At 61.9% G+C, this 20,743-nt stretch carries 18 protein-coding genes; 8 read left to right on the top strand and 10 right to left on the bottom strand.

All coding sequences use genetic code 11. From position 1 onward, the window contains the following. Window positions 1–24: 24 nt before the first annotated feature. Window positions 25–2,361: a TonB-dependent Fe(3+) dicitrate receptor FecA gene (fecA, locus tag V8689_RS05565; RefSeq protein ID WP_056789875.1), complete on the top strand. Its 2,337-nt coding sequence runs from the start codon at window positions 25–27 to the stop codon at window positions 2,359–2,361. A 132-nt stretch (window positions 2,362–2,493) separates the two neighbouring features. Here the strand turns inward: fecA and V8689_RS05560 are convergent, their stop codons facing one another. After that, on the bottom strand, window positions 2,494–3,366 hold the full coding sequence (locus V8689_RS05560; protein WP_056789872.1) for a LysR family transcriptional regulator: 873 nt from the start codon (window positions 3,364–3,366) through the stop codon (window positions 2,494–2,496). A 104-nt stretch (window positions 3,367–3,470) separates the two neighbouring features. Here V8689_RS05560 and V8689_RS05555 point away from each other — a divergent pair, with 104 nt between their 5' ends. Then, window positions 3,471–4,982 carry an MFS transporter gene (locus V8689_RS05555; protein WP_056789869.1) on the top strand — a complete coding sequence of 504 codons (1,512 nt, stop codon included), beginning with the start codon at window positions 3,471–3,473 and terminating at the stop codon, window positions 4,980–4,982. 56 nt (window positions 4,983–5,038) lie between these two features. Here the strand turns inward: V8689_RS05555 and V8689_RS05550 are convergent, their stop codons facing one another. Further along, window positions 5,039–5,449, bottom strand: a complete 411-nt coding sequence (locus V8689_RS05550; protein ID WP_003188815.1) for an HPF/RaiA family ribosome-associated protein — start codon at window positions 5,447–5,449, stop codon at window positions 5,039–5,041. A 212-nt stretch (window positions 5,450–5,661) separates the two neighbouring features. Beyond that, a complete protein-coding gene (locus V8689_RS05545; protein ID WP_032893426.1) occupies window positions 5,662–6,609 on the bottom strand; it encodes a LysR substrate-binding domain-containing protein in 948 nt (315 codons plus the stop codon). Between the two features lie 137 nt (window positions 6,610–6,746). Here V8689_RS05545 and V8689_RS05540 point away from each other — a divergent pair, with 137 nt between their 5' ends. The 3 genes from V8689_RS05540 to V8689_RS05530 all read left to right on the top strand — a co-directional run bounded on the left by V8689_RS05540 (window position 6,747) and on the right by V8689_RS05530 (window position 10,069). After that, window positions 6,747–8,123, top strand: a complete 1,377-nt coding sequence (locus tag V8689_RS05540; RefSeq protein WP_056789866.1) for an L-serine ammonia-lyase — start codon at window positions 6,747–6,749, stop codon at window positions 8,121–8,123. A 61-nt stretch (window positions 8,124–8,184) separates the two neighbouring features. Continuing rightward, window positions 8,185–9,474, top strand: a complete 1,290-nt coding sequence (locus V8689_RS05535; RefSeq protein WP_056789864.1) for a serine/threonine transporter — start codon at window positions 8,185–8,187, stop codon at window positions 9,472–9,474. Between the two features lie 277 nt (window positions 9,475–9,751). Beyond that, window positions 9,752–10,069, top strand: a complete 318-nt coding sequence (locus V8689_RS05530) for a DUF3509 domain-containing protein (RefSeq protein WP_056789861.1) — start codon at window positions 9,752–9,754, stop codon at window positions 10,067–10,069. Here V8689_RS05530 and V8689_RS05525 read toward each other — a convergent pair. Continuing rightward, complete coding sequence (locus V8689_RS05525) at window positions 10,066–10,554, bottom strand: phosphate-starvation-inducible protein PsiE (RefSeq protein ID WP_014717052.1); 489 nt, start codon at window positions 10,552–10,554, stop codon at window positions 10,066–10,068. The two genes, V8689_RS05530 and V8689_RS05525, sit on opposite strands and share 4 nt — an antisense overlap. A gap of 427 nt (window positions 10,555–10,981) precedes the next feature. On the opposite strand from V8689_RS05525, the gene V8689_RS05520 reads away from it, so the two are divergent. Continuing rightward, window positions 10,982–11,242 (top strand): YebG family protein, encoded by a 261-nt coding sequence (locus V8689_RS05520; protein WP_003188807.1) that lies wholly within the window; start codon window positions 10,982–10,984, stop codon window positions 11,240–11,242. A gap of 55 nt (window positions 11,243–11,297) precedes the next feature. On the opposite strand, the gene V8689_RS05515 is transcribed toward V8689_RS05520, so the two are convergent. Further along, window positions 11,298–12,317 (bottom strand): Glu/Leu/Phe/Val dehydrogenase family protein, encoded by a 1,020-nt coding sequence (locus V8689_RS05515; protein WP_044272022.1) that lies wholly within the window; start codon window positions 12,315–12,317, stop codon window positions 11,298–11,300. 187 nt (window positions 12,318–12,504) lie between these two features. Between V8689_RS05515 and V8689_RS05510 the strand changes: the two genes are divergently transcribed. Next, complete coding sequence (locus V8689_RS05510) at window positions 12,505–13,308, top strand: SirB1 family protein (RefSeq protein WP_434520691.1); 804 nt, start codon at window positions 12,505–12,507, stop codon at window positions 13,306–13,308. A gap of 108 nt (window positions 13,309–13,416) precedes the next feature. Here the strand turns inward: V8689_RS05510 and V8689_RS05505 are convergent, their stop codons facing one another. The 4 genes from V8689_RS05505 to hmgA all read right to left on the bottom strand — a co-directional run bounded on the left by V8689_RS05505 (window position 13,417) and on the right by hmgA (window position 18,139). Beyond that, window positions 13,417–14,769 carry an MFS transporter gene (locus tag V8689_RS05505; RefSeq protein ID WP_056789856.1) on the bottom strand — a complete coding sequence of 451 codons (1,353 nt, stop codon included), beginning with the start codon at window positions 14,767–14,769 and terminating at the stop codon, window positions 13,417–13,419. 148 nt (window positions 14,770–14,917) lie between these two features. Beyond that, complete coding sequence (gene maiA, locus V8689_RS05500; protein ID WP_056789851.1) at window positions 14,918–15,553, bottom strand: maleylacetoacetate isomerase; 636 nt, start codon at window positions 15,551–15,553, stop codon at window positions 14,918–14,920. Between the two features lie 12 nt (window positions 15,554–15,565). Beyond that, on the bottom strand, window positions 15,566–16,852 hold the full coding sequence (gene fahA / locus V8689_RS05495) for a fumarylacetoacetase (protein WP_056789850.1): 1,287 nt from the start codon (window positions 16,850–16,852) through the stop codon (window positions 15,566–15,568). A gap of 3 nt (window positions 16,853–16,855) precedes the next feature. Further along, window positions 16,856–18,139: a homogentisate 1,2-dioxygenase gene (hmgA, locus tag V8689_RS05490; RefSeq protein WP_056789848.1), complete on the bottom strand. Its 1,284-nt coding sequence runs from the start codon at window positions 18,137–18,139 to the stop codon at window positions 16,856–16,858. Window positions 18,140–18,259: 120 nt separating this feature from the next. Between hmgA and V8689_RS05485 the strand changes: the two genes are divergently transcribed. Beyond that, window positions 18,260–19,039, top strand: a complete 780-nt coding sequence (locus V8689_RS05485) for an IclR family transcriptional regulator (protein WP_056789846.1) — start codon at window positions 18,260–18,262, stop codon at window positions 19,037–19,039. Between the two features lies 1 nt (window position 19,040). Here the strand turns inward: V8689_RS05485 and dacB are convergent, their stop codons facing one another. Further along, a complete protein-coding gene (gene dacB / locus V8689_RS05480; protein WP_056789844.1) occupies window positions 19,041–20,498 on the bottom strand; it encodes a D-alanyl-D-alanine carboxypeptidase/D-alanyl-D-alanine endopeptidase in 1,458 nt (485 codons plus the stop codon). Window positions 20,499–20,743 lie beyond the last annotated feature (245 nt).

The following is a 20,743-nucleotide window of genomic DNA, read 5'->3' as shown; positions in this document are numbered from 1 at the left end:
TCCTTCCTTCTCAGGACCGCCCTTATGCCCCAGCAACCGACGCTTCTCGCCCGTACACTGCGCCAACTCCTGCTCGGTGCCAGCCTCAGCCTGACCGCACTGCCGGCGGTGATGGCAGCCGACGCCAAGGCGTACCACATCGCGCCGACCACCCTGGAAGCGGCCCTGAATCAATTCGGGCGTGAAGCCGGCGTGCTGGTGTCCTTCGGTTCGGCAGTGACAGCCGGTATGCAAAGCCCTGGTTTGTCGGGCAACTACAGCGCCGCCGAGGGCCTGCAAAAACTGCTGGAAGGCACCGGCCTGCAAGCCCGCGCCGAGGGTGATAACGCCTACAGCCTGCAACCGGCCGGCGCCCCCGCTACGCTGGAGTTGCAGACCTCCAACGTGGTCGGCGACTGGCTCGGTGATGCGGCGCAAACCAACGTGTTCGAGCACCCCGGCGCCCGAGATGTGATCCGCCGCGAAGCATTCGAACGCCAGGGCGCCACCCAGGCCCGCGATGTGCTCAACCGCATCCCCGGCGTCAACGCCCCGGACAACAACGGCACCGGTAGCCACGACATGGCGCTGAACTTCGGCATTCGCGGGCTCAACCCACGCCTGGCGTCGCGCTCCACAGTGCTGATGGATGGCATCCCAGTGCCCTTCGCGCCGTACGGCCAGCCGCAACTCTCCTTCGCGCCGATCAGCATGGGCAACATGGACGCGGTGGATGTGGTGCGCGGCGGCGGTGCGGTGCGCTACGGCCCGCAAAACGTGGGTGGCATCGTCAACTTCGTCACCCGGGCTATCCCAGATGCGCCGACGGTCAAAGGTGGCTTGCAGACCGAGACCAGCCCCTCCTCCAGCCACGACGGCTTCAAGACCACCGGCAACCTGCTGGCCGGCGGCACCGCCGACAACGGCTTGGGCGGCGCGCTGCTGTACTCCGGCACCCGCGGCGGCGACTGGCGTGAAAACAGCAACACGCGCATCGACGACCTGATCCTCAAGGGCAAATACCAACTGGACGACGCCAACAGCTTCAACGCCATGGCGCAGTACTACGAAGGCCAGGCCGACATGCCAGGCGGTTTGAACGTCAAGGACTACAAGGCTGATCCGTACCAGTCCACCCGCCCCTACGACAAGTTCTGGGGCCGCCGCACCCTGTTCAACGTCGGCTATCGCTACGAGCAGGACCGCCGTGAGTTCACGGTCAACAGCTTCTTCACCAAGACCCTGCGCAGCGGTTATCTGGACCAGGGCAGTTTCCTGTCACTGTCGCCACGGGAATATTGGGTACGCGGCCTGGAAACCCGCTTCGCCCAAGGCTTTGACCTCGGCCCTACCAGCCATGAAGTCGGCGTGGGTTACCGCTACATCAATGAGGCTGGCCACGAACTGCGCTACCGCACACCGATTGCCGCCAACCAGCAAATCCCCACCACCAACAGCCGCAACGACCGCGACACGCGGGGCGGCACCGAAGCCAATGCGTTCTTCATCGATGACCGCATCGACATCGGCAAGTGGACCATCACCCCAGGCATTCGCTACGAGATGATCGAATCCCAACAGACCAACAACCTGAGCAACGTCAAATACAAGGGCGACTACAACACCGCACTGCCGGCGCTGAACGTGCTCTACCACCTCACCGACGACTGGAACCTGTACGCCAACACCGAAGGCTCGTTCGGCAGCGTGCAATACAGCCAGATGCCCAACCGTGTGAACAGCGGCGAAGTAAAACCAGAAAAAGCCCGCACCTGGGAACTCGGCACGCGCTATGACAACGGCAACCTGCGCGCGGAAATCGGTGCGTTCCTGATCAACTTCGACAACCAGTACGACAGCAACCAGACCAACGACACCGTGATCGCCCGCGGTGAAACGCGTCACCAGGGCATCGAGTCGAGCATCAACTACGCCCTCGATGGCCTGAGCCCGGCGCTGGCAGGGTTTGATGTGTACGCGACCTACGCCTATGTGGACGCGACCATCCGCGAAGACGGCCCGAACAAAGGCAACCGCGTGCCCTTCTCTTCCAAGCACAAAGGCACCCTCGGCGTGGGTTACACCGAAGGCCCATGGAAGCTGAATGTGGACAGCAGCTACCAGAGCAGCCAATTCGCCGACAATGCCAACACCCAGGCCGAAAGCGCTGACGGCGCCAATGGCCGCATTCCCGGCTACATGCTGTTCAGCAGCCGCGCAGCCTATGACTTCGGCCCGCAGCTGTCGGATTTGAACGTGGCGGTTGGAGTGAAGAACATCTTCAACAAGCAGTACTACACCCGCTCGTTTGATGACAACAACAAGGGCAAGTACGTGGGTGAGCCGCGCACGGTGTATGTGCAAACCTCTATCGCGTTCTGACCGCATTTTGTAGGAGCGAGCTCGCTCGCGAAAAACTCAGAGGCGCCGCGTTCATTCAGCAAGCACGCGTTATCGTTGACGTTTTTCGCGAGCAAGCTCGCTCCTACAGATGGTTTTCAGTGTGTTCAGGATCTAACTGCCCGCCAGGCAACTCGGGGTGGCGGCCACCAACGCGTCAATGGCACACCGCGTCTTGGCCGGCATATGCGCCGCCGTCGGCCAGATCACATGGATCGGCGCAGGTTGCTCACGGTAGCTGGGCAGCACAGCCTGCAACTGCCCACGTAGCGCATAGTGGGCAATCAACCAACTCGGCAACCAGGCCAGGCCCACGCCCGCGATGGCGGCATCGGCTACGGCCTGGAGGTCGTCCACGATCAAGGGCGAAGCCAGGCGCGAACGCTGCGCGGTGTTGCTGCGGTAAGCAATGCCACGATGAACGGCCAGGTCTTCGATACTTTCAATGGCGCCCTTGCGCTGCAAATACGCCGGTGACGCCGCCAGCCCCATGACCTGCTGACCCAGGCGCCTTGCACTCAGGCGGTCGGTGTCCGGCAACGGCCCGATGCGCACGGCAATATCGAAGCCCTCCTGCACCAAGTCGATCATGCGATCGGAAAAACAAAGGTCGATTTCCAGTTCCGGATAGCTGTCTATCAGGGCCCACAACGCTGGCGCGGCATAGTGATGACCAAAGGCCAAGGGCACGCTCACTCGCAAACGCCCGCGGGGTTGCTGGCGGCCGCTTTCCAACACCGACTCGGCCGCCTCCAACTCTGCCAATGCGCGCAGGCAATGCTCGTAGTACGCCTGCCCGTCCTCGGTCAACCGCTGGCGCCGGGTGGAACGCTGTAACAGGCAAGTGCCCAAGCGCGCCTCCAGGCGCGCCAGGCCCTTGCCCACCGCCGAGCGGGTGAGGTTCAGGCGTTCGGCGGCTTCGGTGAGGTTGCCGCTTTCGACAACCTGTAGAAAGAGTTCAACACCATCAAAACGAGGGGTAGCCATGCTTAATTGTCGCTCTTTATTCCCTTATCAATGGAAAACTTATCGCCAATAAAGAACCTTATTCCCGAGAGAATAGCCCCTCTCGCTCTCGAAAGGAATGTCGTATGCCCCGCGCCGCCGCACTCTCGGCCCTCACTCCCCCGCGCACCGCCAGGAACGGCCTGGCCCTCACCGCCGTCTGCCTGGTGGCCCTGATGTTCGGCCTGGAAATCTCCAGCGTGCCGGTGATCCTGCCGACGCTGGAACAGGAACTGGGCACGGGTTTTCAAGACGCCCAATGGATCATGAATGCCTACACCCTGGCCTGTACCAGCGTACTGATGGCGGCGGGCACCTTGGCGGATCGCTTTGGTCGTCGGCGTGTATTGGTGGTGTGCCTATGGCTGTTCGGGCTAGCTTCATTGGCCTGTGGGCTGGCCGACAGCGCCGCCACGCTGATCGTGGCGCGGTTTGTTCAAGGTATCGGCGCCGGGGCAATGATGATTTGCCAGTTCGCGATCTTGTCCCACCAGTTCCGCGAACCCGCGGCGCGTGCGCGGGCCTTTGCGATATGGGGCGTGATCGCTGGCGTGGGCCTGGGTTTCGGCCCGATGGTGGGGGCCTTGATCCTGGCCGTGGCGGACTGGCGCTGGGTGTTCCTGGTGCACGTACCGCTGACCCTGTTCACCCTGGCGTTGTTGCACGTCAGCGTGCAGGAATCCCGCGACCCGGCCAGCCATCGCCTCGACATCGCCGGCATGCTGACCATGACACTCACGGTGTTTGCGCTGGTCTATTTCATCACCCAGGGCAGCGAAATCGGTTTTGGCACCCCAGCGATGCTCGGCTGGGCCGGCCTGTCGGTCTTCGGGCTGCTGCTGTTTATCTGGATTGAGCGGCGCAGTGCCCACCCGATGTTCGACTTCTCGGTGTTGCGCATTCAGCGTTTCAACGGCGCGTTGATGGGCTCGATCGGCATGAACTTCAGCTTCTGGCCGTTCATGATCTACTTGCCGTTGTATTTCCAGGCGGGGCTGGGTTACGACACCTTGACCACTGGCGCCGCCTTGCTCGCGTACACCTTGCCCACTTTGCTGGTGCCGCCGCTGGCCGAACGCCTGGCCCTGCGTTTTGGCGCCGAACGCATTATTCCCCTGGGCCTGGGGACAATGGGCGCAGGGTTCATGGGGATGGCCGCCGTTAATTACGCCCAACAACCCAGCACGGCGCTGGTGCTGCTCAGTTGCGTGATCGCAGGCACAGGCCTTGCGTTGACCAATTCCCCCACCACTAACACCACCACTGGCTCAGTCTCGGCTGACCGCGCAGGCATGGCCTCGGGCATCGACTTCAGCGCACGGCTGATCACCCTCGCGCTCAATATCGCGCTGATGGGTCTGGTGCTGTTGTTGGGGATCAGCCATCACCTGGCCCATGTACTGCCTGCCAGCACGACGCTGGAGTGGGCAAGCCTCAACCAGCATATTGCCGCCGGCAAGTTGGATGCGCCGGGGCTGACCGTTGTGGATGCGCAAACAGCACTGCGCAGCGGCGCCGGCTGGGCCATGCTGTTTGCGGGCTTGGGCGCTAGCGGGTTGGCGCTGTTGAGCCGGCATTTCTTCCGGCGCGGGCGCTGAACGAAAAACGGGCCTGCACGTGCAGGCCCGTTTTCAGTGGGGGAATGAAAAAACAATCAGCCGTTAATGGCAGCGTTCTCGTTTTCCAGGAATTCCTCTTCCAGCGCGTCTTCATTCACTTTGTTGATTGGCTGGTTTTTACCGGCAGCGCGCGGCTTGCCTTGCAGTTTGCCAAACAGATGTTCCAGTGCGTGGTCGAGCTTGACTGCGGCGCCATCGATCGCTTGCTCCAGCGTATCGGCTTTATGGCACACGGAAACTGGTTGATGGCCCTTTGGCCGTGCTTCCAGACGGCAACTCAAATCGTGGGGGCCGGGCTTATCGCCGTTCTCGTCCCGCAGGTAGACCTCCACACGGGTCAGGTCTTCTTCGTAGCGTTCGAGCGTGCTCTCAATGGTAGTACGTACCCACTCCTCCAGTCGGATGCTGCTTTCAATATGGTTATCGCTATTGACTTGGATTTGCATAGTTCTTCCCTTATTTCAGCTAGCTCGCCAGAGGTCACAAACTGCAACACCGGGGTGGTGAAACCATGACCTCTTGATTACACAATTGAGCACCTGCTGAAACAATTCAAGTCCTTTGCAAAGATAAATCCTACATTACAAATTAACCCTGACGACGAGCAAAAACGCTGTTAGGGTGGGGAGTTAGTTACATCTTCTTACCTCTGCGAAACTCACAATTGCCCCTCTCCCAACGGGTGCAATCCGCGAAAAATCCCTGCTTCCTCCACCAGCCAGTCATGCACTGCGCGCACGCCCGGATGGTTCAACGCCCCCGGCGCATACAGCAGCACGTAGCGTTTATGGTTGGGCACCGCCAGGCCGAACGGCACGATCAAGGTGCCGCGCTCCAGTTCATCGTTGAGCAAGGTGCGCCGGGCAATCGCCACGCCCATGCCGGCGATGGCGGCTTCGATGGTCAGGTGGTTGCGGTTGAAGGTGTGCCCGCGCCGCACGTCGGCGCCGTGGTAGCCGATAGCATTGAGGTAAAACTCCCACTCGGCATATTCATAACTCCCACGCCAGGCGGTGATGTCGTGCAGCAGCGGGAAATGCGCCAGGTCCGCCGGGCCATGCAAGGGCGGGCGGCCACGCAACAGGCTGGGGGCGCACACCGGGAATATCTGTTCATCCAACAGGGCTGTGGATAACAACCCCGGGTAGCTGCCGTCGTTGAGGTCGATGGCCAGGTCGAAGTCGCCTTCATGCAGGGCGATGCTGCTGTCTTCGGCGACCATGCGCAGTTGAATGTCCGGAAAACGCTGCTGAAAGCGCGGCAGACGCGGGGTCAGCCACTTGCCCAGAAACGAGGGGATCGAGCGCAGGCGTAAGGTGCCGCTGATCATGCCGGCGTCCAGGCGCTGCAACTCTGCATCAATGCTGCCGTAGGCCTCCCCCACCACGGCCGCCAGGCGTTGCCCCTCGGCGCTGAGTTCCACCCCTCGCGCGCGCCGATGAAACAGCCGAAAACCCAGGCGCTCCTCCAACTGGCGAATTTGCTGGCTCACCGCTCCCGGCGTGATGTGCAGTTCTTCGGCGCAGCGGGTGAACGACAGATGCCGTGCAGCGCAGGAAAACACGTGCAACCAGACATAGGTCTGGCCGTGGAGGGGGCGGGTCATAGCGTTTAGTCCTGCTAAAGGGTGTCTTAGGATAATTCGTTGGTCAGTGCCGAGCCAGAGGCTCAGTATCGCGCCAATTCCGCCTGCTCTACAAAACATGGCAGCGATTTCTACTCCATTGCTTGTAAGGCTTTAGCATGGCTATCAGTGTTTTCGATCTATTCAAGGTGGGCATCGGCCCCTCCAGCTCCCACACCGTCGGCCCAATGCGCGCTGCCGCGACGTTCGCCCAAGCCCTGGCCGACCAGCATGTGCTCAGCCAAACCCGTCGCGTCGAAGTGCGCCTGTATGGCTCGCTGTCCGCTACCGGCGTCGGCCATGCCACCGACCGTGCCTGTGTCATGGGCTTGATGGGCGAATGGCCAGACCGCGTCGACCCCACCTCGATCAACGGGCGTATCCAGCAATTGCGCGAGTCCGGCCGGCTGTTGCTGGCCGGCCAACAGGAAATTGCCTTCAACTGGCACACCGATCTGTTGCTGTTGGACGAAAGCCTGCCCTACCACCCCAATGCCATGTCCCTGCACGCCTATGGCGACAGCGGCCTGCTGAGCGAACAAACCTATTACTCGGTGGGCGGTGGTTTCATCATCGAAGCCGCCGAAGCCGCATCAGGCGTTGCGCCCACCAGCGATGTGCAATTGCCCTATGATTTTTCCAGCGCGGTGGAACTGCTGGCCTTGTGCAACAAGCACGGCCTGCGGGTATCCGAGCTGATGATGGCCAATGAACGGGCGTGGCGCAGCGACGAAGAAATCCGCAGCGGCCTGCTGCATATCTGGTCGGTGATGCGCGAATGCGTGGAACAGGGCCTGCGCGATGAAGGCATCCTGCCCGGCGGCCTTGATGTGCCGCGTCGCGCCGCGAAACTGCACCGCAGCCTGCTGGAAATCGGCAAGCCCAACGTGATCACCTCGACCTTGTCGGCCATGGAGTGGGTCAACCTGTTCGCCCTCGCCGTCAACGAAGAAAACGCTGCCGGCGGGCGCATGGTCACCGCGCCGACCAATGGCGCGGCCGGGATCATTCCCGCCGTGCTGCACTACTACATGAAGTTCAACGCCGACGCGTCTGACGACGATGTGGTCAATTTCTTCCTGGCCGCCGCCGCCGTCGGCATCCTATGCAAGAAAAACGCCTCCATCTCCGGGGCCGAAGTCGGCTGCCAGGGCGAAGTGGGCTCGGCCTGCGCCATGGCCGCTGCCGGCCTGGCCGATATCCTCGGCGCCACCCCGGAGCAACTGGAAAACGCCGCCGAAATCGGCCTGGAACACAACCTCGGCCTGACCTGCGACCCGGTCGGTGGCCTGGTGCAGGTGCCGTGCATCGAGCGCAACGCCATCGCGGCAGTCAAGGCGATCAACGCCACGCAAATGGCCCTGCGCGGTGATGGCAAACACTTCATCTCCCTCGACCGGGTGATCCGCACCATGCGCGATACCGGCGCCGATATGCATGACAAATACAAAGAAACTTCACGGGGCGGCCTGGCGGTCAGCTGGGTGGAGTGCTGATCGGAGCACTGCTACCCGCCCCAACGTGAGCCCGCGCAAAAATAATAACGAGGCAATACCGATGACTGATGTACGTACACCTGCTGCCGAAAATCCCGATGTCAGAGAAAACACCGTAACCACCGGCTGGACCAAACACGACACCACTTGGATGCTCGGCCTCTATGGCACCGCCATCGGCGCGGGCACCCTGTTCCTGCCGATCAACGCCGGCGTCGGCGGTTTCTGGCCGCTGATCGTGCTGGCACTGCTGGCCTTCCCAATGACCTTCTTCGCCCACCGTGGGCTGACGCGTTTTGTGCTGTCGGGCAAATCCGGCGACATCACCGAAGTGGTCGAGGAACACTTTGGTGTCGGCGCCGGCAAGCTGATCACCCTGCTGTACTTCTTTGCGATCTTCCCGATCCTGCTGGTGTACAGCGTGGCATTGACCAACACCCTGGGCAGTTTCATGGAGCACCAATTGCACATGGCGCCGCCGCCCCGGGCGATTCTGTCGCTGGTGCTGATCCTCGGCCTGATGGCTATTGTGCGTTGCGGCCAGGGCGTGATCGTCAAGGCCATGAGCGTGCTGGTGTACCCCTTCGTTGCCGCCTTGCTGCTGCTGGCGTTCAGCCTGATCCCCAACTGGAACGGCGCGTTCTTCGCCTCGGCCAGCGAGGGCATGCCGTTGCCGCTGTTCTTCAAGACGTTGTGGCTGGCGATCCCGGTAATGGTGTTCTCGTTCAACCATTCGCCGATCATCTCCGCCTTTGCCGTGGACCAAAAGCGCGTCTACGGCGCACAGGCCGAGCGCAAAAGCAGCGGCATCCTCGCCACCGCCCACGGCATGATGGTGCTGACCGTGATGTTCTTCTGCTTCAGTTGCGTGCTGGCGCTGTCACCGGCTGACCTGGCCGCGGCCAAGGCGCAGAACATCTCGATCCTGTCGTACCTGGCCAACCACTTCCAGACGCCGGTGATCGCCTACGCCGCACCGTTGATCGCGCTGGTGGCGATCACCAAATCCTTCCTGGGCCACTACATCGGCGCCAGCGAAGGCTTCCAGGGCCTGATCGTCAAATCCCTGCGTGGGCGCAACCGTTCGATGTCGGTGAAATGGCTGGAGCGTTGCACCGCGTTGTTCATGGTGCTGACCTGCTGGGCCGTGGCCACCTTCAACCCGAGCATCCTGGGTATGATCGAAACCATGGGCGGGCCGATCATCGCGTGCCTGCTGTTCCTGATGCCGATGTACGCCATCCGCCGAGTGCCATCTTTGCGCCAGTATTCAGGCCAGGCATCGAATGTATTTGTGGTGATCATCGGGCTGATTGCGCTGTCTGCGATCGTTTTTTCCGTGATGCCCTGAATTAGCTCACTGATCTCAAAAACAGCACAAAAAAATGTGGGAGCGGGCTTGCTCGCGAATGCGGTGTATCAGCCAACAAATACTTGGCTGAAGCACCGCTTTCGCGAGCAAGCCCGCTCCCACATTTGGATTTCTGTGCGGGGTAAATCGCTGTACGGCACGGCCCTTGCTGTAGAGCTTTTGAGGAAAACGGAATTTGGCCAGTGGTCAGGCAATGCGAACTAATCCCGACACCGGTCGTCAATGACTGCATGTTCTTATCAGGCGGTAACGCACCATGGACAATCCTTTTCAGGTCATCACCGACACCTTCAGCCCACAATACCGCGTCAACCTGAGTATCCAACGGCTGGATGGCAGCATCATGCTCACCCTCTCGAACGAGACCGGCGTAGTGGCCAAGCGCATGATCAGCGCCGAACAACGCAACGACCCGCAACGCCTCAAGCGTCTGGTGCAAAGCATCCAGTTCGGCATTGCCATCGAACAGGGCCACAGCGCCGTGCAAATCCTGGAGCTGATGACGGACGGCGACAGCCACAAACTCCTGCAGCGCCCGCCCGCCCGTACTCTACCCTTCAGCGTCGGGCTTTAAAGCTCGCCCTTCTCGGTCTCCAGGCTCGCCTCGCCCTTGCGACGCGGGCTTTCGACCTTTACCGAAGGGAAGGCCGATGAGGCGTAGCGCACCACCAGGATCGCAAACGCCAATAGCAAAATGCCGCCGCACAGGTAGATGATGCCCAGGTCCGGCGGGTTGTGGTGCGATACATTGGAGATCAGCAAACGCGTGAGCGCGGTGATCGCCACGTAGATCAAAAAGCGCACCGGCATGTGGTTGGTCTTGAAGTAAATCCCGACCATGGCACCCAATTCCAGGTAGATGAACAGCAGCAAGATGTCATCGATCTTGATGTGCCCGTTCTCCAGCATCCCCAGGAATTCCATCACCGCCGCCCAGGCGGTCACCGCACCAATGGCGAACAGCGCCAAATAATGGAACGACTCGACAAACAGATTACCCAGCGACTCGGCCAGCCCATGTACTTGCTGACGCAGCCTTTCGGCCCAGTTGATTTTCACGATGATGCTTCCTTAGGTCGGCTCGACCGGATAATGCGGGGTGGACGTGACGGTTGTTCTGCATGCAGAAAAAAGGCCAGGGCTGGAGCATAAGATGGTGGCCGTGTGACACGAGGCACTTAAATTACCCCCCTGATCGTTCCCACGCTCCGCGTGGGAACGCCGCCTGGGACGCTCCGCGTCCCTCAGACCTGCTCGTGGGTGACGCGGAGCGTCACGGGATGCATTCCCACGCGGAGCGTGGGAACGATCGAGCGTGGGAACCATCGACCTCAGCGTGCTGTGCGAAATTTCCGGTTCAGCCCGCCATTTCCCAACTACATTAAAAACCTACTATCCAAACCCCCACGTTTGGCTTATCCTTTTAGCTGTATATAAATACAGTAGTCGCAAAAGACAACTATCGTGAAGGCATGTGAGGTGGTGAATGGCCGTCGAAGTGGTATACCGCAGCAGCCGAGATCTGGAGCGTTTGTTCATGGATAAAGCCGAAGCTGACCGTCATGACAAGATGCTTGAACTCGCTGAGTTGCTGGCAGAGGTGTTGCAAAAAGCCGTGCCGTCGTTGAGCGAGCAGCAGGTGGAAGAAGCCGGGATCTACATGGCGAAGAACCGCGATGTGTTTGCCAAGGCGTTCAAGAGCCAACCGGACGCATTGTCCGAGTTGCTGAACCCGGCGGCGGAGTAAAGCCCGAATTGAATAGGCCCTGAGTCATGGATTCAGGGCCTTTTTAATGCCTGGCCTATTTGTACAGCAGGCGTTCGGCCAGCTCATCGGCCACCCGTGCGGGGGAGCGTTTTTCGGCTTGGGCGTGGGCGAAGATTTCAGTCAGGCGGCTGCCGATGTTTGACAGGTGCGCGGTGATGCCTGGCAGGTCGGTGCCAGCGTGTTTGAGGGCGACGTAGATCAGCCCGCCAGAGTTGATCACATAGTCCGGTGCGTAGAGGATGCCGCGGCCTTCCAATTGGTCGGCGATGTCCAGGTTGGTCAGTTGTGCGCTGGCCGAGCCCGCCACGGCGGCGCAACGTAGCTGGCCGACGCTGTTGCGGTTGAACACGGCGCCGACGCCGCAGGGCGCAAGAATGTCGCACGGGGTGCTGAGCAAGGCGTCGTTGGCAATCGGGTGGGCGCCCAGTTGCTGCATGGCCAGTTGAACCTTGCCGTGGTCGATGTCGCTGACCAGCAGCTCGGCACCGGCGGCATGCAGTTGCTCGGCCAGGGCGTAACCGACATTGCCAAGGCCCTGGACCGCGACGCGCAAGCCCTCGAGGTTGTCGCTGCCCAGGCGCGCCATGGCGGTGGTGCGGATACCGGCGAATACCCCCATGGCAGCATGGGGCGCGGGGTCGCCGGCGGCCGTGGTGCTGGTGACAAAGCGGGTGTTCTGGGCGATGCAGTCCATGTCGGCGACCGAGGTGCCGCTGTCGATCGAGGTGATGAAGCGGCCGTCGAGTTTTTCCACACAACGGCCAAACGCCTCGAACAGCGCCGCACGGCTTTCCACGTGCACGGGGCGGATGATCACCGCCGTGCCGCCGCCCACCGGTAGCCCGGCCAGTGCGGCTTTGTAGCTCATGCCTTGCGCCAGGCGCGCAGCATCGGCTACGGCCGTTTCGTCGTTAGGGTAAGCCAGGTAACGACAGCCACCCAACGCTGGGCCCAGGCGACTGTTGTGGATGGCGATGATCGCCTTCAAGCCGGTCACCGGATCAACGCTCAGGTGCAGCGATTCAAGGCGGGTGCTGTGCATGAGCGCAAACATCAATGAGCTCCCGAATCACTTCTGGTAGTGGGCCAAGTATAGGCTTGCGGCAGAAAACTGCTGGATTGCGCTGGAATAAGCCGCGCATTTTCGTGGGATCTACGACATAAGCGCGTGGGATATCTCTCAAGATGCTGGACGAAAATTCGCAGCAAGGCTAAAACGGGGGCATACGCCGGAGAACTCGATGAACCCCCGCACAGCTTTTTTCGCCTGCCTGGACCGTTCCCCACCCGCGCTGTTTGAAGCCGCGTTGTGGATTGCTGCCGAGCATGACGCCAGCGTGCAGCCGGCGCTGATCCTGCACGAGCTTGGCGCGCTGCAACAGCAGGTCAGCCTGGGCATGCCCCTGCTACCGGCGGATGAGCTCGGCCAGCCGCTGCTGCGGCGCATGAATGATCTGGGGTTTGCCCAGGATGACCATACGCCGTTGCGCCCCGCCGCCGCGCTGTTGGACAAAGTGCTGCAACGCAAACGCGGGCAACCCTTGGCCATGGGCCCGATCGCCCTGGAGATGGCACGACGCCTGGATATCCCCATGGTCGGCGTGAACTTCCCCGGGCATTTCCTGCTACGGGTACCCGGTGCCGATCACCTGCTGGACCCTTGCGGCGGCCGGCGCCTGTACCCTAACGACTGTCGCGAGTTGCTGGCGCGCCAATACGGGGAGAAGCTGAAATTACAGGCCGACCACCTGCTGACCGCCGAGCCACGGGCGATCCTGCAACGGCTGTCGCGCAACCTGCGCCAACTCTACCTTGCCAACGACGAACCGCTGGCCGCCCTGGTGGACGCCGAGCGCGTACTGGAACTGGGCAACGCCAGCGCCTCCGACTACCTGGCGCGCGCCAGCCTGTATCAACGCCTAGATTGCCCCAGCGCCGAACGCTTCGACCTGGAGCACGCCCTGCTGCTCAGTGACGACCCGATCCAGCGTCTGCGCCTGACCGAGCGGCTGGGGCACCTGCCGCCCAATTCAGTAATGCACTGACCCAAGCCCCAACTGTAGGAGCGAGCTTGCTCGCGAAGAACGCAAGGGCACCGCGTTAAACCAGGATGCCCGCGTTATCGTTGACGTGCTTCGCGAGCAAGCTCGCTCCTACAGTGAGGGTTTGAGAACGTCGCTGTGCAGCGTGTTAGCTCCCGGCGCCCGCACTTGAATAATCAACAACGCCGCAATCACCGCCGGAATCGCGCAGAAGAAGAAAATCTGCTCGACCGGTATATGCATCGCCAGCAGCAGGCTGCCAAACAGCGGCCCCAGAATCGACCCGAACCGCCCCACACCCAACGCCCAGCCCGTACCGGTGGCGCGCACGTGCGCCGGGTAGAAGTTGCTCGCAAAGGCATTGAGGGTCAGTTGCCCGCCGATGATGCAGAACCCAGCAGCAAACACGCACGCCACCAGGTAGCGTGGGTTGTCGTGGTTCAAGCCCAGCAGGATGGTGCACAACGCTGCCGCCGCCAGCACGCCGGACAGCAACCGCACTTTGCTTTTCAGGCGGTCGGCAAACCAGGCCATGAGAATGGCGCCCAAGGTGCCGGCGAACAGGAACATGGAGGTGACCAGGTTGGCTTCGTTCAACGCCAGGCCGCTTTCGAGCAATAGCGACGGCAACCAACTGATCATGAAATACAGCAGGATCAGGCTGACAAAGAAAGTCGCCCAGATCAGCAGCGTCGGGCGCGCGTAGCCGTTACGAAACAGCTCCACTACCGTCAGTTTGCTGCCTTGCTCCTGCAAGTTTTCCGCTTCGGTCGCGGGCGGTGGTTGCCAGTCGGGCAGCATCCGCGCCGTGACTCTGCGCAAACGCAGATAGGGCGGCGCATCGCGCAACAGGCGCGGCAAGGATTCGGGCAACAGCCACACCAGAAACGGGAACAGCAGCAACGGCGTCACACCACCCGCCAGGAACACCGCCTGCCACCCAAAGCTGTCGATAAACCCGGCCGCCACGAAGCCACCCGCCGCGCCGCCGAACGAAAAGCCGCACGCAGCCAGGGTCACCATCAAGGTACGCAGGCGTGGGGGCGAATATTCGGACATCAACGCCATGGCACTGGGCATCGCACCGCCCATGCCGATGCCGCAGATAAACCGCGCCGCCATCAACGTGGTCAGGGAGTTGGCAAACACCATCAACACCGTGAGGCTGGCGTAGATCAGCACACACGCCAGCAGAATGCGTCGCACACCAAACCGATCCGCCAGCGGCGTCACCAGCAGCGAACCCAGGGTGAGGCCCAGCAGGTTGGCACTGAACACGGGCCCGAACGCGGATTTTTCCAGGCCCCAATCCTGGGCCAGCGCCGGCACTACGTAGCCCAGCACCTGGGCGTCATAGCCATCGGTGACCAGTAGCAGTGCCAGCAGCAGGAGAATCAACCATTGATAGCGCGACACCGGACGGGCGTCGAGTGCCGCGCGAAAGCTGGCAATCTGATTGTGCATCGCAAGGTACCTGTTTTTTTTATGATGGTTCCCACGCTCTGCGTGGGAATACAGCCCTGGACGCTCCGCGTCCGTTTTTAGAGCCGTGACGCGGAGCGTCACATGAGGCGTTCCCACGCAGAGCGTGGGAACGATCATTACAGGGGGTTCAGGGGGTGTCAGGTTGATTGGCGGGGTGGGCCTGCATGAAGGCCGGATGTTGGGCCGCCAACGCCGCCACTCGCCCAATGCGTGGGTATGCCGCCAAGGGCACCTTGAAACGCTCGGCCGCGTACAACTGCGGGATCAGAAACGCATCGGCCAAGCCTGGCTGCTCGCCAAAGCAAAACCCGGTGTCGCCAATCAAGTGCTCCACCGCGTTCAGGCCCTGGCTGATCCAATGCCCGATCCACTCCAGCAATTGCGCCTCGTCGTGCCCCCACTTGCGCAGCAAGTTCTGGGTGCTGGAGTTATGCAACGGGTGGATATCACAGGCGATGATCGACGCCACGGCCCGCTCATGGGCCCTGGCGACCAAATCCTTGGCGAGCAGTGGCACCTGTGGATAACACTCTTCCAGGTACTCGATGATCGCCTGTGACTGGATCAACAACGCGCCTTCATCGCTACGCAACGCCGGCACGCGCCCTTGGGGGTTGATCGCCAGGTAGTCAGGCTGGCGGTTGGCGCCGCCAGCCGGCACCAGCAGGTTGACCGGCAGCGCGGTGAAATCCAGGCCTTTGAGGGCCAGGGCAATACGTACTCGATACGACGCGGTAGAACGGTAGTAGGTATAGAGTTCCATGACCCTGCCCTCTCAGCGCGCCGCGACCACGGTGCCGCGGCATTCGCCGAAGCCGATAGAGGCAAAGCCCTCGCGGCTGCAACGGGCACGCAGGATGATTTCGTCGCCATCTTCCAGGAATTTACGCACCTCACCGGAAGCCAATTCAATCGGCTTTTTACCGCCTTCGGTAATCTCCAGCAGGCTGCCGAACTGCCCAGGCTGCGGGCCAGACAACGTGCCCGAGCCAAACAGGTCACCGGCCTGCAACTGGCAGCCGTTGACACTGTGGTGCGCCACCATTTGTGCCACGGTCCAGTACATATGTTCGGTGTTGCTCAAGGTCAGGCGATGGGCGGGCAGGTTTTGCTCGCGCATCGAGGCCGTGGTGAGCAGCACCTCCAATTCGATATCGAAAGCGCCCGCGTTCTGATCACGCTTATCCAGCAGGTAAGGCAGCGGTTGCGGATCACCCTCGGGGCGCGGCGGCTGGGCCTTGCGGAAAGGTTCCAAAGCTTCGGCAGTCACCACCCACGGCGAGATGCTGGTGATAAAGCTTTTCGACAAAAACGGCCCCAGCGGCTGGTATTCCCAGGCCTGGATATCCCGCGCCGACCAGTCGTTGAGCAGGCAGAAACCGGCGATATGCTCGGCGGCATCGCCAATGGCAATCGCATCGCCCATGGCATTGCCCTGGCCGATCCAGATGCCCAGTTCCAATTCATAGTCCAGGCGCGCGCAGGGGCCAAAGGTCGGCTCGGTCTGGCCGGCCGGGAGGGTCTGGCCTTTAGGGCGTCGCACCTCCGTACCCGAGGGACGAATGGTCGAGGCACGGCCGTGGTAACCAATGGGCACGTACTTGTAGTTGGGCAACAAGGGGTTATCGGGGCGGAACAATTTGCCGACGTTTTGCGCGTGCTCGATGCCGACGTAGAAGTCGGTGTAGTCATTGATCTTGGCCGGCAGGTGCATCTGGCAATCGGCGGCACGGTGCAGCACGTGCGCTTCGCGGTTTTGCAGCTCGCTGCCTTCGGCCAGCAGTTCCAGCAAGCGCTCGCGCAGGGCGACGCGGGGGCCACGGCCCAGCTCAAAAAACGCGTTCAACTGCCCACCCGCAGTGGCTTCGACGGCGCGCCGGGCTTCGCCTTCAAACGCGTCCAGCGCGGCGTGCAAGTCGAGAATCGCATCGCCAATCGCCACGCCACTGCGCGGTGCCGAGCCGTTGATGCTGAATACGCCTAAGGGCAAGTTCTGCAGGGGGAAATCCGCGTGGCCGTTGGCCGAGGATACCCAGCTGCGGGTCTGCGTTGGTTGAGTCATGGGTTATCTCCGGTTCGGGTTGAAGGTGGCGGGCAGCGCGGCCCAGCACGCGTCGTAAGCAGGTTGCAGTTGCGGGCACTCCAGGGCGAACTGGGTCGGGCGCAGTACTTGGCTGGTCTCGAACATGAACGCCATGGTGTTATCGATCTTGTGCGGCGCCAGGTCGGCGTTGATGGCTTTGGTGCAGGTCTCGCCATCCGGGCCGTGGGCGCTCATGCAACTGTGCAGCGATGCGCCGCCCGGCAGGAAGCCTTCGGCCTTGGCGTCATAGGCGCCCTGGATCAGGCCCATGTATTCGTTCATCAGGTTGCGGTGAAACCATGGCGGACGGAAGGTGTTCTCGGCCACCATCCAGCGTGGCGGGAAGATCACGAAGTCGAGGTTGGCCAGGCCGTGCACGCTGGTAGGTGAGGTCAAGACCGTGAAGATCGACGGGTCCGGGTGATCGAAACTCACCGTGCCAATGGTGTTGAAACGGCGCAGGTCATATTTGTACGGCACGTTATTACCGTGCCAGGCGACCACGTTAAGCGGTGAGTGGTCCAGCTCGCAGCCCCACAGTTCACCGAGGAACTTCTGTACCAGCGTGGTCGGTTGCTTGAGGTCTTCGTAGTGGGCAACCGGCGTAAGAAAGTCGCGCGGGTTGGCCAGGCCGTTGCTGCCAATAGGGCCCAGGTCGGGCAGGCGCAGCGGGGCGCCGTGGTTTTCAGCGACGTAGCCGCGGGCTTGCGCGTCCAGCAGTTCGACACGGAACTTGAGGCCACGGGGCAGCACCAAGATCTCCAGCGGCTCGACGTCCAGCACACCCAACTCGGTGGCGATGCGCAGGCGGCCCTGCTCGGGGACGACCAGCAGTTCGCCGTCGGCATTGAAGAACACGCGCTCCATGGAGCGGTTGGCGCGGTAGTTATAGATGCTGATGCCCGCAGGTTTTTCCGCCCCCGCATTGGCGACCATGCCCACCAGGCCGTCGATAAAGTCCGTCGGTTCACTCGGGATGTCCAACGGGTTCCAGCGCAAGCGGTTCGGCGTCACCGCGCCCAACGGGCCACCGGCCAATTGCCGCGCAAGCTTGGCGAATGCCGGGTGGTTGGCCGACGGCTGGATGCGGTACAGCCAGGTGCGACGGGCTTCGCTGCGCGCCATGGTGAAGGCGGTGCCGGAAAACAGTTCGGTGTAGAGGCCGTAAGGAGCTTTCTGCGGCGAGTTCTGGCCGACCGGCAGCGCGCCGGGCAAGGCTTCGCTGGCGAATTCATTGCCGAAACCCGACAGGTATTCGAGGTTCATGGATCGTCCTCTGAGGGTCAGTTGTATTTATCGTAATCCAGTTACGCATAACGTAATTTGATCACTCTCGACCGTCAAGCTATAAAGACGCCCATTCATCTCTCGGATTCTCGCCCTTCCATGGAAAAGTCCCGCGACACCGGTAAACAGAAAGTCCGCTCGGCGGAAGTCGGCACCGATATCCTCAAGGCCCTGGCCGAACTGTCCCCGGCCACGTCGTTGTCACGCCTGGCCGAACATGTGCAGATGCCGGCGAGCAAGGTGCACCGCTATTTGCAGGCCCTGATCGCCTCGGGTTTTGCCGAACAGAACAGCGCCACCAACCATTACGGCCTGGGCCGCGAAGCGTTACGCGTGGGGTTGGCGGCGCTGGGCAGCCTGGATGTGTTGAAGGTCGGCGCCCTGCCCCTGGCCGAGCTGCGCGATGAATTGAATGAAACCTGCTTTCTGGCGGTATGGGGCAACCAGGGCGCGACGGTGGTGCACATCGAGCCGGCGGTGCGTGCCGTCACAGTGGTGACGCAATTGGGCTCGGTATTACCGCTGCTCAGCTCGTCCACCGGGCTGGTGTTCAGCGCCTACCTGCCGTCGCGGGAAACCGTGGAGCTGCGGGAGCGCGAGGTTCAAGCCGGCACCGCCCACACCTTGGCGGACGATCAGGCCTATGCCAGCGTGTGCGAGCAAATCCGCAGCCGCGGCCTGCACTTTGTGCATGGGTTGCTGATGCCGGGCGTGGATGCATTATCAGCGCCGGTGTTCAATGCGGTCGGGCAAGTCGCGGCGGTGATGACCGTGGTCGGCCCAACCTCGCTGTTCCATGCTGATGAAGATGGCCCGGCGGCGCAGCGCTTGCTGGCGGCGACCCGGGCCGTGAGTTGGCGCATGGGCTATCAGCCCTGAATCAGTCTTCGCTACGAGACAGGGCAACGGCGACGCGGTTTTCCACGGCTTTTACCTGCGCGCCAGCGACCACATAGTTGTTGGTTAACATCGCGAACACCAGCTTGCGCCCGTGAGCATCGGTGATGTAACCGCTCAATGACGACACGCCGGCCATGGAGCCGGTCTTGGCATGCAGGTTATTTTCCGCAGCCGTGCCGCGCAGGCGGTAACCCAGGCTGCCGCCGGTCATGCGGTCGGCATTGCCGGCAACCGGCAGCGCGTTGTACCAGGCGTCGAACCACGGCTGTTTGCTCGCCGCCAGCAGCAGATCGGTGAGGGTTTGCGACGACACCAGGTTACGCCGCGACAGGCCGGAGCCGTCCACTTGGCTCAAAGTGCTGGTGTCCAACCCCTCGCGCTTGAGAAAGCCGGCCACCGCCACGGCGCCCGCCGCCGCCGTGCCATTGTTGGCCGTCTGGCGGCCCATGGCCTTGAGCAAGGCTTCGGACATGGCGTTGTTCGAGAGCTTGAGCAGCGGCACGATCAGCTCCTGCAACGGCGCCGATTGGTGTTCAGCCAGCACCGCTACCCCAGCAGGACTCGCCCCGCCCATCACCCGACGCCCCAGCACCTTGATGCCCTGCCGTGCTAGCGCTTGCTCAAACAGGTTGGCCACCAGTTGCGTCGGCTCCCACACGCTGATCAATTGCTGGCTCTGCCGGCCAGGCGCCACCGCGCCGCTGAGCTGCAGCAGGTTGGTGCCGTGGCGGCGGTTGATCCCATAGCTGTTACCCGGCCCGCTGACGGCGCGGTTATTCAGTTGCAGGTAATCGGTGGGCGGGTAGATGTCCACGCCGACCGGCGAGCCGGCGCGCAACGGCGCCTTGGCGGTGACCAGCACGCTGCCGGCATCAAAGTCGGTATTGGGTGCCACGGTCAACGCTGAAATCTGCGCGCCGTAGTAGGTGGTTTCATCATCATGGGACCAGTCCACGCCCAGCCGCTCGGCATCGAACCAAGTGTCGTCGAACACCAGGTCACCCTGCACCTGGCGCACGCCCTGGCTGGCCAACTGCGCGGCCAGCGCCTGGTAGTCGGCAAACTGAATACTCGGGTCGCCCAAGCCACGCAGGTACAGGTTGCCAGTCAGCCGGTCGCCCTGGCGTATGCCATTGCTCAGCAGTTGGGTGGCGAAGCGGTAGTGCGGCCCCAACACATCCATGGCCGCCGCCGTGGTCAACAGCTTGAGATTGGACGCGGGCACCAGCCGAGTGCGTGGGTTGTGCTGATACAGCGTGGTGCCTGTGCGGGCGTCACGCACCATCAGCGAGACAGTGGCGCCTTGCAGCGCCGGGTCGCTCAACAGCTTATCCAGGGTTGCCGGGGTGGAGGTTTGGGAGACGCTGGCGCAGCCGACCAGCAAAAAACTCAAGCCGACCAGCAGGGTGCTGGTGTGAAACCATTTTCCAAAGTGCATCAGTAGCGTTTTCCATAAGCCTGCAATGGCGGCAACGCTAACAGCTCGCTATCAATGTGGCGAGGGCACTGAATGCTATCCGCTTTCCTGTGTGGCTTGCCTGCGAAGACGGCCTAACAGTCAACACAGTTGGACCGTGTACATATCCATTCCTGCGGTAACGGCCACCTAGGGTTCCGCTCTGACAGCGGCTCACTTTTGAAAAGCCGGAATGCCGGCCCAGGCAAAAGTAAGCAAAACGCTCT

This window comes from Pseudomonas sp. AK181, from assembly GCF_051122975.1.
In the GTDB taxonomy this organism is placed as follows: Bacteria; Pseudomonadota; Gammaproteobacteria; order Pseudomonadales; family Pseudomonadaceae; genus Aquipseudomonas; species Aquipseudomonas lactis.
The sequence above is the reverse complement of the archived record's forward strand: the minus strand, read 5'-3'. Positions and strand labels throughout refer to the sequence as shown.

What these genes read in the sequence shown, in the direction of transcription:
- V8689_RS05520 (WP_003188807.1), top strand. Translation starts at nt 10,982, where the DNA reads ATGGCCGTCGAAGTGGTATACCGCAGCAGCCGAGATCTGGAGCGTTTG.
- V8689_RS05545 (WP_032893426.1), bottom strand. Translation starts at nt 6,609, where the DNA reads ATGACCCGCCCCCTCCACGGCCAGACCTATGTCTGGTTGCACGTGTTT.
- fecA (WP_056789875.1), top strand. Translation starts at nt 25, where the DNA reads ATGCCCCAGCAACCGACGCTTCTCGCCCGTACACTGCGCCAACTCCTG.
- V8689_RS05510 (WP_434520691.1), top strand. Translation starts at nt 12,505, where the DNA reads ATGAACCCCCGCACAGCTTTTTTCGCCTGCCTGGACCGTTCCCCACCC.
- maiA (WP_056789851.1), bottom strand. Translation starts at nt 15,553, where the DNA reads ATGGAACTCTATACCTACTACCGTTCTACCGCGTCGTATCGAGTACGT.
- V8689_RS05505 (WP_056789856.1), bottom strand. Translation starts at nt 14,769, where the DNA reads ATGCACAATCAGATTGCCAGCTTTCGCGCGGCACTCGACGCCCGTCCG.
- V8689_RS05515 (WP_044272022.1), bottom strand. Translation starts at nt 12,317, where the DNA reads ATGTTTGCGCTCATGCACAGCACCCGCCTTGAATCGCTGCACCTGAGC.
- V8689_RS05550 (WP_003188815.1), bottom strand. Translation starts at nt 5,449, where the DNA reads ATGCAAATCCAAGTCAATAGCGATAACCATATTGAAAGCAGCATCCGA.
- V8689_RS05485 (WP_056789846.1), top strand. Translation starts at nt 18,260, where the DNA reads ATGGAAAAGTCCCGCGACACCGGTAAACAGAAAGTCCGCTCGGCGGAA.
- V8689_RS05560 (WP_056789872.1), bottom strand. Translation starts at nt 3,366, where the DNA reads ATGGCTACCCCTCGTTTTGATGGTGTTGAACTCTTTCTACAGGTTGTC.
- dacB (WP_056789844.1), bottom strand. Translation starts at nt 20,498, where the DNA reads ATGCACTTTGGAAAATGGTTTCACACCAGCACCCTGCTGGTCGGCTTG.
- V8689_RS05540 (WP_056789866.1), top strand. Translation starts at nt 6,747, where the DNA reads ATGGCTATCAGTGTTTTCGATCTATTCAAGGTGGGCATCGGCCCCTCC.
- V8689_RS05555 (WP_056789869.1), top strand. Translation starts at nt 3,471, where the DNA reads ATGCCCCGCGCCGCCGCACTCTCGGCCCTCACTCCCCCGCGCACCGCC.
- fahA (WP_056789850.1), bottom strand. Translation starts at nt 16,852, where the DNA reads ATGACTCAACCAACGCAGACCCGCAGCTGGGTATCCTCGGCCAACGGC.
- V8689_RS05530 (WP_056789861.1), top strand. Translation starts at nt 9,752, where the DNA reads ATGGACAATCCTTTTCAGGTCATCACCGACACCTTCAGCCCACAATAC.
- hmgA (WP_056789848.1), bottom strand. Translation starts at nt 18,139, where the DNA reads ATGAACCTCGAATACCTGTCGGGTTTCGGCAATGAATTCGCCAGCGAA.
- V8689_RS05535 (WP_056789864.1), top strand. Translation starts at nt 8,185, where the DNA reads ATGACTGATGTACGTACACCTGCTGCCGAAAATCCCGATGTCAGAGAA.